This is a genomic window from Micromonospora sp. NPDC000089 (assembly GCF_042899365.1).
GTDB lineage: Bacteria > Actinomycetota > Actinomycetes > Mycobacteriales > Micromonosporaceae > Micromonospora.
On record NZ_JBIAZT010000006.1, the window covers coordinates 225,624 to 238,304 of the forward strand.

The 12,681-nt window shown below is 69.5% G+C and carries 9 protein-coding genes; 6 read left to right on the forward strand and 3 right to left on the reverse strand.

The window, feature by feature from the left end:
- Window positions 1–4: 4 nt before the first annotated feature.
- The 3 genes from ACFY3U_RS14030 to ACFY3U_RS14040 all read right to left on the reverse strand — a co-directional run bounded on the left by ACFY3U_RS14030 (window position 5) and on the right by ACFY3U_RS14040 (window position 2,693).
- Window positions 5–1,027 (reverse strand): BtrH N-terminal domain-containing protein, encoded by a 1,023-nt coding sequence (locus ACFY3U_RS14030; protein ID WP_387200252.1) that lies wholly within the window; start codon window positions 1,025–1,027, stop codon window positions 5–7.
- Entirely contained in the window at window positions 1,017–1,607 is a 591-nt protein-coding gene (locus ACFY3U_RS14035; protein WP_387200254.1) for a hypothetical protein, read from the reverse strand. Before ACFY3U_RS14035 ends, ACFY3U_RS14030 begins: the two co-directional genes overlap by 11 nt.
- Before the next feature lie 354 nt (window positions 1,608–1,961).
- Window positions 1,962–2,693 (reverse strand): hypothetical protein, encoded by a 732-nt coding sequence (locus ACFY3U_RS14040; protein WP_387200256.1) that lies wholly within the window; start codon window positions 2,691–2,693, stop codon window positions 1,962–1,964.
- A gap of 206 nt (window positions 2,694–2,899) precedes the next feature.
- Between ACFY3U_RS14040 and ACFY3U_RS14045 the strand changes: the two genes are divergently transcribed.
- From ACFY3U_RS14045 to ACFY3U_RS14070, 6 genes are read left to right on the forward strand one after another with little or no spacing between them, the layout of a single operon-like run.
- Entirely contained in the window at window positions 2,900–3,778 is an 879-nt protein-coding gene (locus tag ACFY3U_RS14045; protein ID WP_387200259.1) for a RimK family alpha-L-glutamate ligase, read from the forward strand.
- Window positions 3,775–4,929, forward strand: a complete 1,155-nt coding sequence (locus ACFY3U_RS14050; RefSeq protein WP_387200262.1) for a M20/M25/M40 family metallo-hydrolase — start codon at window positions 3,775–3,777, stop codon at window positions 4,927–4,929. The genes ACFY3U_RS14045 and ACFY3U_RS14050 overlap by 4 nt, the downstream gene beginning before the upstream one ends.
- Window positions 4,926–8,207: an amino acid adenylation domain-containing protein gene (locus tag ACFY3U_RS14055; protein ID WP_387200265.1), complete on the forward strand. Its 3,282-nt coding sequence runs from the start codon at window positions 4,926–4,928 to the stop codon at window positions 8,205–8,207. Before ACFY3U_RS14050 ends, ACFY3U_RS14055 begins: the two co-directional genes overlap by 4 nt.
- A gap of 6 nt (window positions 8,208–8,213) precedes the next feature.
- Window positions 8,214–10,847 carry an acyl-CoA dehydrogenase family protein gene (locus tag ACFY3U_RS14060; RefSeq protein ID WP_387200268.1) on the forward strand — a complete coding sequence of 878 codons (2,634 nt, stop codon included), beginning with the start codon at window positions 8,214–8,216 and terminating at the stop codon, window positions 10,845–10,847.
- Window positions 10,847–12,061 (forward strand): cytochrome P450, encoded by a 1,215-nt coding sequence (locus ACFY3U_RS14065; RefSeq protein ID WP_387200271.1) that lies wholly within the window; start codon window positions 10,847–10,849, stop codon window positions 12,059–12,061. Before ACFY3U_RS14060 ends, ACFY3U_RS14065 begins: the two co-directional genes overlap by 1 nt.
- 43 nt (window positions 12,062–12,104) lie before the next feature.
- Entirely contained in the window at window positions 12,105–12,671 is a 567-nt protein-coding gene (locus ACFY3U_RS14070) for a GNAT family N-acetyltransferase (RefSeq protein ID WP_387200275.1), read from the forward strand.
- The last annotated feature ends 10 nt before the right edge of the window (window positions 12,672–12,681 follow it).

The window sequence follows — 12,681 nt, forward strand, 5'->3', positions numbered from 1 at the left end:
GTGGTCAGATCGCCGCGTCGACGGCGTCAACGGCGTACGCGTACGTGCCACGCAGGACGGTGGCGTGGTGAGCGATGTCGGCGGAGACCGCCCGGGCATCGGCGATCCCGTGCGCGCCGGTGATGCGCAGCCCGGTCCAGGCGTGGGCGACCGCCTCGACCGCCCGGCCGGCTCCGGCGAGGGCCGGGTCGCCCCACTCCCGGCCGCAGCGGCGCAGGAGTTCCCCGTGCAGCGACGCCTGCGCCTGCATGCCCCAACCGAACGGGTACAGCTCGCGCAGCACGGCGGCGTCCCCGGCCCGGCATCGGTCGACGAGTTCTCCGGCGAACGCGTCGAACCCGGCGAGACCGGTGCGGGCCGCGGTGGCGGTGGTGAAGCCGTCGACGTCGACGCGCAGGTACCCGCGGAGCAGTTCGGGGGTCAGCGGCGCGGGCGGGGCATCGAGCCGGACGTCGAGACAGCGCCGGCCGATCCGCGAGTCGCTGAAGAACGCGTCCTGCACGTCGGCCGGGTTGGCCGAACCCCAGCTGTTCAGGAACTCCCCGATCGGGACCGGGCCGCGGTAGGCCGGCGGCATCGCGTCCGAGACGTGGACGAGTCCGCGGTCCTCGTCCAAGCCGTAGATCACCACGAGGTGAGCGGCGTGCACGTCGCCGTAGGCGGGTCGGAACGGCAGGTAGAAGTTGTCCACCGCGGCGATGACCGGCTGGTCGCGGGCCAGCGACTCGCGGACCTCTCGCCAGACGTCGTCCTCGTCGGCCGGCTGCCACCAGCGGGCCCGCAGCTCGTGGTGCGGGGCCAGGGCCGCGCCCAGGTCGCCGTCCGGGCAGGGGTAGTAGAACTCGTCGAACCGGACGTCACCCGGCAGGTGCAGGAACCGCCAGCCCGCCCCGAGCACGGCCAGCGGGTCGGCACCCCGCCGGGCCACCAGCGTGCCGAACGTGGCCTGCAGGCAGCTGATCAGGTCGCGGTACCACAGCTCAGGCTCGGCGATCAGGTAGGTCCGGGCCGTCACCTCACTGGTCATGATCGGCCTCCGCGTGTTGGACGGTGACCGCGAAGATGTGCATCGCGGCGTTGCGCGGCAGGCGGATGCCGGCGAGGTCGGCACGCCGGGGAACCGGCACCCGTTGGGCCCACATGACGGCCGGCACGCCCTGCTGTACGTGGTGCGGGTAGTGCATGACCGGGCTCTGGAACGCCAGGATTTCGCCGAACCAGGCCGGTGCCGCCCAGAAGTCGGAGACCCGCAGCCACTCGGCGTCGACCGGGCCGTCACTGAAATTCAGCTCGACGGTGTCCTCGCAGCGCCGCTCGGCCGCCGCCAGCACGTGCACCCAGTCGTAACGGCCCTCCGCCACGGCGATGAACTGTCCTTCGCAGCGGACGTTGTCCGGGCCGACGCACACGGGTGGGAAGCGGAAGGGCACGCCCGCGACGTGGACGAGGCTTTCGCTGGCCGGCAGGTGCTCGGCGGCGAACGAGTTTCCCCACACGTTGAAGTGGCCGGCCTTCGTCGCCGTCGCCGACGAGATGGCGACGTTGTTGCGGTGATCGGATATGTCGACCGGATCGCACCGCCGGGTTACGGCACTGGAGACGAGCATGTCTCCCCCTCACTGGAAGGCCCTTCGGTGGTACCAATCTATGCGGCCGAATCCCTCTGCTCATCTCTCCAGTGATTACCGCAAATGTCTAGAATGACCTTTCGATGCACTCTCCGGGTAATCAAACTGACTATTTAGCCCCTTTTCATCGTGATCAAGGGCGGCTGGTCGGGCAGGTGGGGGCATGTCGATCCTCCGGACAGGACGAGGCTCCCGGTGGGACGGCGGTGGACCAGTGCGCGCCGCCCGGCACGGGAGCCTCATCGCCGGCCTTCCGGTCAGCCCCCCGCTGCCCACGGGTGGCCCGACCCGCCTGACCGAGCTGATCCGCGACCGGCGCCGCGCGCCCGGTGGTCAGGGCCGGAGTGCCGCCACGCGCAACCGCTCGTAGTACGGCAGGTGGTAATCGCGGTAGCCCCGCAGCACCGGATTCGCGTCGACCACCGCGGCGCTGTCACCGGCCTTCCGCCCGAAACCCGTGGTCTGGCTGGTCGACTGGTGCCACCGGCCGGTCGCCTGCCACTCCGGCCGCATGCCCGGCCGCCAGCTCAACGCCTCCGGCACGAACGGGATGCCCACCGCCGCGCAGTACGCCCGCACGGTGTCCTCCGGCCGGTCCAGCAGGTCGTCCGAATCAATCACGGTCGGCGTCGTACCGGTGGCCGACCGCACCGCGTCGAAGACCTCGCACAGCCAGGCGAAGCCGATCTCGTCGCGCCCCAGGTTCGGGTTCAGCGCGAAGTGCGAGGCGATGGCCTCGGTCGGGTGGCGAATGATGAACGTGTGGGTGGCGGCCTTCAGGAAGGCTCGATCGGCGAGCAGCGCCGGGTAGCGAAAGTCCATGGTGTCCTTGAAGAACACCGGACGCTCGGCGGCGACCGCGCGCAGGGCGGCGAGCACGTCCTGTTCGCTGTGCGCGACCCGGTCTCCCACCTTCGCCTCACCGAAGTCGACCACCTGGGAGAACGGTTCGTGCACCACGAGGTGGTCGTTCCGCTCCGCCATCATCCGGGCGAAGGCGGTGGAGCGACTGCGCGGCGCGCTCCACAGCGCGAGCACCGACATCCGCTCGGGGTTGCTTTCCATGTGATTCCCTCCGTTTTGACGCATTGAACGTAGTCCATTGTCGTACAGGTCGGGTGCGGATCGGGTAAGCCAAAACCGCACTTTGCACTGGTGCATGTCAATGTAACGCGTCGTCCCGGATGAGCCTCGCACGGACGCGTTCAAGGTCGAGTCGCCTGTAGCGTCACGGGGCAGCCGAATTGTGCCGTCCCATCACGGAGGACATGATGCCATCGATACCGGAGCATCCCGACGACGGCCGGATCGCCGTGTTGGCCAGCCGGGTCGGCGCGGACGAGAAGCGACTGTTCGAGGCGCTCGACCGGCGTGGTGTCGCCTTCGACCAGGTCGACACACGACGGCGTTGGTTCGCGGCCGGGCAGCGCGACCTGCCCTGGCAGCTCGTGCTGAACCGGGAGATCGGCCAGGTTCGGGCCGAGTACGCGGCCCGCTGCCTCACCTCGGCCGGCGTCCGCGTGGTCAACAGCGCCGACGCGACCGCGCTGTGTGGGGACAAGTGGCGTACCACCATGGCGTTGCAGGCGGCCGGGCTGCCGGTGCCCCGCACCGCGCTCGGCCTCACCCCCGAGGCCACACTCGACGCGCTGGACGCCATCGGCTATCCCGCGCTGATCAAACCGCTGGTCGGGTCGTGGGGTCGGCTCGTGGTCCGGCTACCTGACCGCGCCGCCGCGGAAGGCGTACTCGAGTACGTCGCCGCGCTGCCCGGCCCCCAGTCGCACCTCGGGTACGTACAGGAACTCGTCGACAAGCCCGGCCGGGACCTCCGGGCCATCATGGTCGGCGGTGAACTGCTGGGCGCCGTCTACCGGGTCGCCGAGGTGTGGCGGACCAACGTGGCGCTCGGCGGCCAGGCCCGGCCGTGCGAACCGACACCCGAGATCACCAAGCTGTCGACCGACGCCGCCGCCGCGGTCGGCGCCGACATCGCCGGCGTCGACCTGATCGAGGACAGCGAGGGCCGGCTGCTGGTCCTGGAGGTCAACCACCGGGTCGAGTTCTCCGGCTTCCAGGCCGCGCTCGGCGACCGCGTCGACGTCGCGGACCGCATCGTGGAACACCTACTCGAGCGAGGACCTCGATGAACTTCGCATTCACCTCGTCCGGAGCGGTCACCGAGACGTACGCCGTGGGTCTGCTGCGCGGGATGCTGGAGGTCCCGTCCCCCTCCTACCAGGAACGCGCGCTGGCTGATTTCCTGGCCGACGCCATGGCGGTCCTGGGCTTCCGGTCCCACATCGACGCGGTCGGCAACGTCATCGGCGTGATCGATCGCGGTGACGGACCGACCTTGATGCTGATGGGACACCTCGACACCATCCCGGGCGAGATCCCGGTCCACTCCGAGGACGGCAAGCTCTACGGCCGGGGCGCGGTCGACGCGAAGGGACCCCTGGCGGCGATGATCTGCGCCGCGGCCAGCGCGGTGGACTTCCCCGGCCGACTCGTCGTGGTCGGCGCCGTGGAGGAGGAGACCCCGTGCTCACGCGGGGCGATGGCGATCCGGGTCACCCACGAACAGCCGGACGCGCTGATCGTCGGCGAACCGAGCGGATGGTCGAGCGTGGTGCTCGGCTACAAGGGCAAACTCGACCTGCGCTACACGGTCAGGCTTCCGTCCACCCACCCGAGCAACCCGGCACCGAAGGCCTCCGACCTGGCGGTCGCCTGCTGGACCACGCTGGTCGACCTGCTCGGGCCGGACGCGAGCCTCGGCGTGTTCGATCGGCCGGGCGCGACGCTCTGCCAGCTCAACGCGGACCTGACCACGGCGACCGTCGACCTCAGCATCCGCACCCCACCGGGCCACGACGCCGAAGCGCTGGTCCGCGACCTGCGTGACCGCCTGCCGGCCGGTGACATCGAGGTGCTGAACTCGGTCGCCGCCTGCCGTGCGAGCCGGTCCACGCCGGTGGCGCGCGCCCTGGTGTCCAGTATCCGGCGGCTGCACGGCCAGCCGCGGTTCCTGGTGAAGACCGCCACCTCGGACATGAACACCCTCGCCGAGGTCTGGGACATCCCGATGGCCACCTACGGCCCCGGCGACAGCCGGCTCGACCACGCTGACACCGAGCACATCGTGTTGTCCGACTACCTGCGTGGCATCGACGTGCTGTCCATCGCCATCTCGGAACTGGCGCACCTGCCCGTCAGGTCGGACGGTGATCAGCAGACCGGTTCCCGGGAAGACCCTCCGACGATCGATGCGACCAACTTGAACGGGAGCTTCGCGTGAGTTCAGACGTGAGATCAGCGCCGGACAGTGTCGCCGGCGACAAGAAGCAGTCGCTCGCCGCGATGTTGGCCAACGCGCGTGCGAGGGTCACCGGCGGGCCGCAGCGCCGACAGGATCGCGACAACGTGCCGCTGTCCCATTCCCAGAACACGTTGTGGTTCGTCGACCAGCTGCAACCCGGGGAAACGACCTACAACGTCGCGTTCGCGTTCCGGCTCGACGGCGAGCTGAACGCCGACGCCCTCACCGCGGCGCTCGCCGGCATCGTCGCGCGCCACGAGGCGCTCCGGACGTACGTCCTCGTCGAGAACGACCAGTACTTCCAGGGCATCGTCGAGCATCCCGAGGTCGCCGTCGAGCGGTCGCACGTGGACTCCGAGACCGAAGCGAACCGGATCCTCGCCGAACGCGCGGAGACCCGCTTCACGTTGACGGCGTTTCCGCTGTGGAAATTCGATCTGATCACCGTGCGTGGTGACCTTCACTTCCTCAGCGTGGTCTTCCATCACATCATCTTCGACGGCGTGTCATCGGCGGTCTTCTTCGACGAACTCGTGCGGGAGTACAACACCCGTCGGGTCGGTGCCGTGCCGGAGATCGAACCACCGGCCGTCCAGTTCGCCGACTTCAGCGCGTGGCAGCGCAGGCGTCTGCAGGCCGGGGCGTGGCAGGCCAGCGTCGACTACTGGACGGAGACCCTGCGCGACGTCGAGGTCATGGACATTCCCGGCGATCGTCCGCTGCCACCGGAGGCGACCTACGCCGGCAGCTCGGAGACGAGCAGTTGGAAGGGGGTCGCGGCCGACGTCAAGCGCCTCGCCCTGGCCCTGTCCACCACGCCCGCGACGGTGTACGCGACGGCCATGGCCTGCGTGTACCACCGGTACTCGGGATCCGAGGACGTCATCTTCGGAATGCCCAACGCGAACCGCGGCGAGATCGAGACCGAGCGGACCATCGGCTTCTTCATCAACATGATGCCGCTGCGTTGCCCGGTCGCACCGGACGAGACGTTCCAGGAATGCCTGGTGCGGATCCAGCAGCGACTACGCGGCGCCCAGGCGCACGGATACCTTCCGCTCGAGGAGATCGTCGCGCACACGAACGTCCAGCGGGACTCCTCCCGGTCGACGTTGCTGCAGTACACGCTGACGATCAACGAATGGACCGACCAGCTCCAACTCCTCGACGGCGTCTCGCTGACCGGCATCCTGCCCAGGACGACGCGCGCGAAGTTCTTCCAGCAGTGGACGCTCAACCAGGCCGACGAGGACCTGGACGTCAACACCGTCTACAACACCGACATCTTCGACCTGGCCACGATCCAGACCATGCAGCGGGTGTTCGTCGGGTTCCTCCGCCGGGCGCTGGCCGCGCCGGACGTCAGCATGCAGCGACTCTGGGATTCCGACGAGGAGACCCGGGCGCTGCAGGGCCACCTCGGCGTCGGCACCCGGGCGCCGGTGCCCACCGGCAGCGTCTTCGCACACTTCCGCGACGTCGTCGACGAGCACGAGCACCGCGTGGCGGTCAGCACGCCCACGGCGCAGCTGACCTACGGGCAGCTCCTGCGCCGGGTCGACCAACTACGCGCCCACCTGAGCGCGGCCGGGGTCGGCGCCGGCAGCCGGGTGGGCGTCGCGCTCGAACCGTCGCCCGACTTCCCGGCCGCCGTGCTGGCCCTCATGTCGCTGGGTGCGGTCTACGTCCCGATCGACGCGATGAACCCACGCGGCCGGATCGAGGCCATCATCAACGACGCCGACCTGTCCCAGGTGATCTGCGACGCGACCACGGCCGGGATCTCACCGGCGCTGGAACGGCGGTTGCCGGCCGACGCCGAGCCCCCCGCCGACCGGCCGGAGGTGGCCCGCGGCGAGGACGCGGCCGCCTACCTGATGTACACCTCGGGCAGCACGGGAACGCCCAAGGGCGTGCTCATCAGCCACGACAACATCCTCGGCTTCATCCGCAACGTACGGACGCTGTTCGAGCTCTCCCCCGACGATCGGGTCCTCGGCTACGCGTCCTGCGGGTTCGACGTCTCGATCTTCGAGATGTTCGGTGCGTTGCTCAGCGGCGCGTCGCTCCACCTCGTACCGTCCGGCCAGCGGCTGAGCATGCCGGATGTCCAGCAGTTCCTGCAGGAGCGCCGGATCACCGTGACCGACCTGCCGCCGTCGGTGATGAAGCTGCTCGATCCGGCACCGCTGCGCGACCTGCGCATCGTGTTCGTCGGCGGCGAGGCGTTCTCCCACGAGCTCGTCCGGGCGTGGGGCCAGGGCCGCCGGATCTTCAACGGGTACGGCGTGACCGAGTGCACCGTCACCAGCATCGTGAAGGAACTGCGGGAGCCGCTTTCGCCGGGCGCCCTGCCCATGGGCGGCCCGATGGACAACCACACGGCGTACGTGCTGGACGACCACCACCGGCCGCTACCCCAGGGGGCCATCGGCCAGCTGGCGCTCGGCGGAGTCGGACTGACGGCGGGCTACTGGCGCCGGGACGAGGACAACCGGAAGAAGTTCATCTCGGACCCGATCGGTCCCGATCCGACGGCCCGGGTCTACCTGTCCGGCGATCTGGCGCGGCTCAACGGCAGCGGTGAACTCGTGTACGTCGGGCGACGCGACCGACAGGTCAAGATCAATGGTGTACGGATCGAGATCGGCGAGATCGAGAGCGTGATCCGCGCGGCCGACGGGATCAAGAACGTGTACGTACAGGTCCGGGCGGACGGGGATCAGAAGCGGGTGGTGGCGTACTGCGCGACCGGGGTGGGCGGCACCGTCTCCGAGGCGGCGCTGCGGGAACACTGCCGCAAGCGCCTGGTGTCCACGATGCGGCCCAGCAACTTCGTGATCATGGAGGAGCTGCCGATCAACGCGAGCGGGAAGATCGACGAGCGGGCGCTGCCCGCCGCCGGCGTCGACGCCGCCGGGGTCGAGTCCACGCCCGTGGAGCAGCTCAACGACATCGAACGCACGATGCTCACCGAGGCGTTCGGGCCGATCCTGGGGCGGGTCGACTTCTCCAAGACGGCCAGCTTCTTCGACCTGGGCGGGACGAGCCTCCAGGCCGTGCAGCTGATGTCAAAGATCAAGAAGCTGTTCTCCACGACCATCTCCCTGGTCGTGTTCTTCAACGACTCGAGCGTGCAGAGCATGGCTCTCGAGGTCGAGCGGGCCCGGTTGGCCAGCCTGTCGCCCGCGGAGCTCGAGGAGGCCATCGAGCAGATGAGTGAAGAAGACGTCGCCCGACTCCTGGCCAGCGAGTAGGCCGGCATGGATGACGGCAAGCGCCTCAGCACCTACCTCGGTGCGAGGTCGACGGCGACCGGCGTACCCGGCATCGTCGAGATGAGTCAGCCCGAACAGGCCGAGCGGGTCCTCCTGTTCGCCCATCCGGTCGGCGGCAGCCTCCTCGCGCTCCAGCCGCTGGTGCGGAGATTCCGCGACTACCGGTGCATCGGACTGGAGGCGTCGCTGGAGGTCCTCGTCGACGGGGAGCCCGCCCCGTCGATACAGGAACTCGCGCGGCGGTACGTGGCCGGCTTCGGCGACCGCTGTCCCGACGTCGACGTGGTGTGCGGCTGGTCGTTCGGCGGCGCTCTCGCCTGGGAGATCGCCTGCCTGCTCGCGCGACAGGGCGTCCGCCCGAAGGTGGTCCTGCTCGACTCGACGTGGCGGTTCAGAGAATACGAGGAGCCCACGCCGAGCAGGCGGCTGCAGGAGTTCGTCGGCGACGCGCTGAGGTCGTGCGGCCAGGACGGCGCGTGGCTGTCCGACTCGCCGACCGCGGCCGCCGAGGCCCTGGGCATGGACATGGAGACGTTCTCGGAGCGCTTCGAGATCTTCGCGCGGAACTCCCGTCTCATCGGCACCTGGTGGCCCACGTCCGGCGATCTCGACGTCGTCTCGATGCGCGCCGCGGAGTCCTCCAGGTCGGACTGGCGGGAGATGAGCTCGGGTGACGTCGAGTTCCAGGACCTGGCCGGCGGCCACTACGACCTGCTCACCGATCCCGAGAACCTGGCCGCCATCGAGAAGGTCATCCGATCCGCTCTCGCGGCTACGGGCACCGCCGCAGACACGGGCACGGGCACCATCGCAGGCACGGGCACGGGCACGGGCCACGGAAACGCCGCGCCCGATCTGTTCGCGTCGCTGGCCGAGCTGATCGACACGCCCCGGTGGCGCGACCTCGTGATCCGGTCCCGGCGGATGGACGGGCGGGCCATCGCCGAGGCGTACCGGGAACTCGGTCGACGCGGCCTGCTCACCCCGGACTGGCCGCGCGAGTTCGGCGGCTCGGGCACGTCGACGCGGGTGAGCGTCGAGCTGTTCGAGCGGTTCATCGCGACCGGTCTGCCCGACCTCGTGTACGCGCTCACCGTGCAGATCGTCGGCTACTTCGTCCTGAAGTCCGGCTCCGACCGGCTGAAACGCGAGCTGCTCCCGCGCATCAGCCGGGGCGAGGAGTTCGCCACCGTGCTCTACAGCGAGCCCGGCGCGGGCAGCGACCTCGCCTCGCTCCGCACGCGGGCCGAGCGCCGCGGCGATCGGTATGTCATCACCGGCGTCAAGGTGTTCAGCATCTACAGTGACATCTCGGGTTCCGCGCTGGTGGCCGCGCGCACCGGGGCGGACGGCAACAAGTACGACGGCATCACCCTCTTCGTCGTCGACCTGGCCGCATCCGGCGTGACCGTCGAGCTCGTCGACACGATCCAGCCGGAGCGCATGTGCCGGGTCACGCTCCGCGACGTCGAGGTCGAAAGTTGGCGCCGGGTCGGTGAGGACGGCCGCGGGTGGGGGCTGCTCGACGGTGCCCTGGCCATCGAACGCACCGGCATCGACCACGTCGTCCGGGCGGCCCGATGGCTGACCGCGCTCCGTGCGGCGACCGGCCGACCCGACGACCTCCAGCTGCTCGAGGGACAGGTCGAGTGCGCCACCACGGTGGCGCGCGCGGCGACCGAGGTGTTCCTGCGCCCCGACGTCGCGGCGACCGACACCGCCGTGGCCAAGCTCTACACGAGTGAGACCTGCCAGCAGGTGGGACACGAGGTACTCCGCCGCTGGCGGACGCTCGCGGACCGGACCGACCTCGACGACCTCGTCCGCGAGGAGCTGTATTCCGGACTCACCGAGTCGCCCGGGCTCACCCTGTCGGCCGGCTCGTCGGAGATCATGCTGTCCACCATCAAGGTGGACCTCGGCGAGGAGTACTCCCGCCGCTGTCGCGAGATTCCCCGACGCTTCGGGCCCGAGCTGGTCGACACCCTGGTGGAGGTCCTCGAACCGGTCGGCGCCGGCGTCCGGGCGCAGCCCTTGTTCGCCTACTCGCCGACCCGCCGCACGGCGCTGGCGGACACCCTGGCCGAGCTGGGATTCGACCGCATGGAGCGCGCCGAGGACGAGGGCGGTCTCGGGCTCGGCCTCACCGCCGGGTGCGCGATCAGCCTGAGCCTCGGGTACCTCGGTTACGAGAATGCCTACCGGCCCGGTCCGATCGGGTCTCCCGAGGACCGCGTACGCCACGCGGCGTACGTGCTGGGCCTCGGCGTCGGGCTGTTCCGCACGGCCTGGGAGCACGCGGCCGACCGCGAACAGTTCGGCCGGCGCCTCGTCGACCTCGACGCGTTGATGTTCCCGCTCGTGCGGTCCTACGCCGAGCTGCACGCGGTGGGCACGCGCCTGTACGAGATCGCGCACACCACGGCGCAACTGGACGAGAGCGCGCTCCGGCGGTTCGAGCTGGTCCAGCAGGACGCGATGGTCCGCCTCGTACGCGCCGGGATGCAGGTCATGGGCGCCCGAGGCATCACGGAGTGGTCGGTGGCCTCGTGCTTCTACATGCGGTGCGCGGAGAACATCGGGCTGCTCGACCCCCTGTCAGGCAAGGAGATGTGCTGATGCGAGTCGATCTCGACGCTCCCGGAGCCGGGGAACTCTACGACGAGTCGCGGTATTCGGACCAGGGCATGCACGCGGTGTGGCGGGAGATGCGTGCGCGCGGCGGACTCCACCGCCAGGTCACCCCCGACGGGCAGGAGTTCTTCGCGGCCATGCGCCACGCCGACGTCCGGGAGGTGCTGAGCAACCACACGGCGTTCTCCTCGGCGTACAGCACGATGCTCAGCGTGCGCGGGGACGGGGACGTCGCGGCCGGGGCGGCGATACACCTCACCGACCCGCCGGTCCACTCCGAACTCAAGCGCATCTTCACCCCGCTGATGACGGTGCCGGCGACGCAGCGGCTCGCGCAGGGAATCGAAGAGCGCATGCGAGAGTTGTTCGACGCCATCAGGGGCCGCGAATCGTTCGACTTCTGTGCGGACATGGTCACTCTGCCGATGACGATCACCGGCGCGCTGATGGGCATTCCCACGAGTGAGTGGCCGGTCACCGGCCGGGCGACCGTGCGCGCGATGGGCGGAACGGACGTCGGCGAATCGGAGTACCAACGTCGCCTCAACCTCTTCGAGGCACACACGACGATCATGACCGTGCTCGGGGACGTCCTGGAAGACCCTCCGGCGGGTGACTCGGTGCTCGGCCGGTGTCCGCGGACCACCACGGTCGTGGTCGACGACCCGGGCCGGGACGTCGCCTTGCTGAACGCGTACGCGTTCCTGATGGGGGCGAACCCGACCATACCCCAGACGATCAATCAGATGCTGATCCTGCTGGCCGGCGACGACGACCTGTGGTCGTGGTTCACCCGCCAGGAACGCACGGAACAGAGGTTCGTCGACGAGGCGCTGCGGTGGGCCAGCCCGATCAACCACGTGCTGCGGCGTACGACCGCCGACGTGACGCTCGCCGGAACCGAACTCCCGGCCGGGTCGTTGGTCACCGCGTGGCTCGGCTCGGCGAACCGCGACGAAGAGGTGTTCCCGGAGCCGTTCCGGTTCGTCCCCGACCGATCCCCCAACCAGCACACCGCGTTCGGGTTCGGTGTGCACCGGTGCATCGGCCAGCATGTTGCCATCGCCGGCCTGAAAACATTCTTCGATCTCTGGCGCGAGAGCGTCCGATCCGTTTCCCTTGCTGGTGAGCCCAGGCATCTCGTGTCGAACTTCCTGAACGGCGTCGTGAGCCTGCCGCTATCAGTCAGCTGGAGATAGGGCGGCACCGACGCCGCGGAGAGAAGGACGCGTGAGTGACCTCATGGCAACCGTGGTCGGCCCGGGCGACTGGCCCAGGGTGGACCGGTTCTTCGGCCCGAAGGGGCTCGTCGAACACTGCTTCTGCCAGTACTTCCGACTGGAGCGCAAGGACTACTCCGCATGCCGTTCCGCGGCGCGGCGGGACCGCCTCGCCGAGCTGATCACCACTGGCGAGCGGGTCGGAGTCCTCGGTTCGATCGACGAGGTACCGGTGGGCTGGATCGGGGTCGGTCCCCGCCTGGGCTTCGCGCGACTGCGCACCTCCCGCGCGGCCAAGCTTCTCCCCGGGGACGACCCGGCACGCATCTGGTCCATCGTCTGCGTCTACCTGGCGCGTGAGCACCGGCACCAGGGCCTGCTCCAGATACTGATCAACCGGGCCGTCGAATGGGCCCGGGACGAGAAGGCAGACCTGATCGAGGCCTATCCCGAGGACGACCGGGACCCGGCGACCCGTATCGACCCGCGCAGCTTCCGCGGCCGGGTCACCACGTTCGAGGCCTGCGGATTCACCGTCGTCGAGCCCAGGTTGAAACACCGGGCGCTGATTCGCAAAGACCTTCGATAACCTGTTGAGG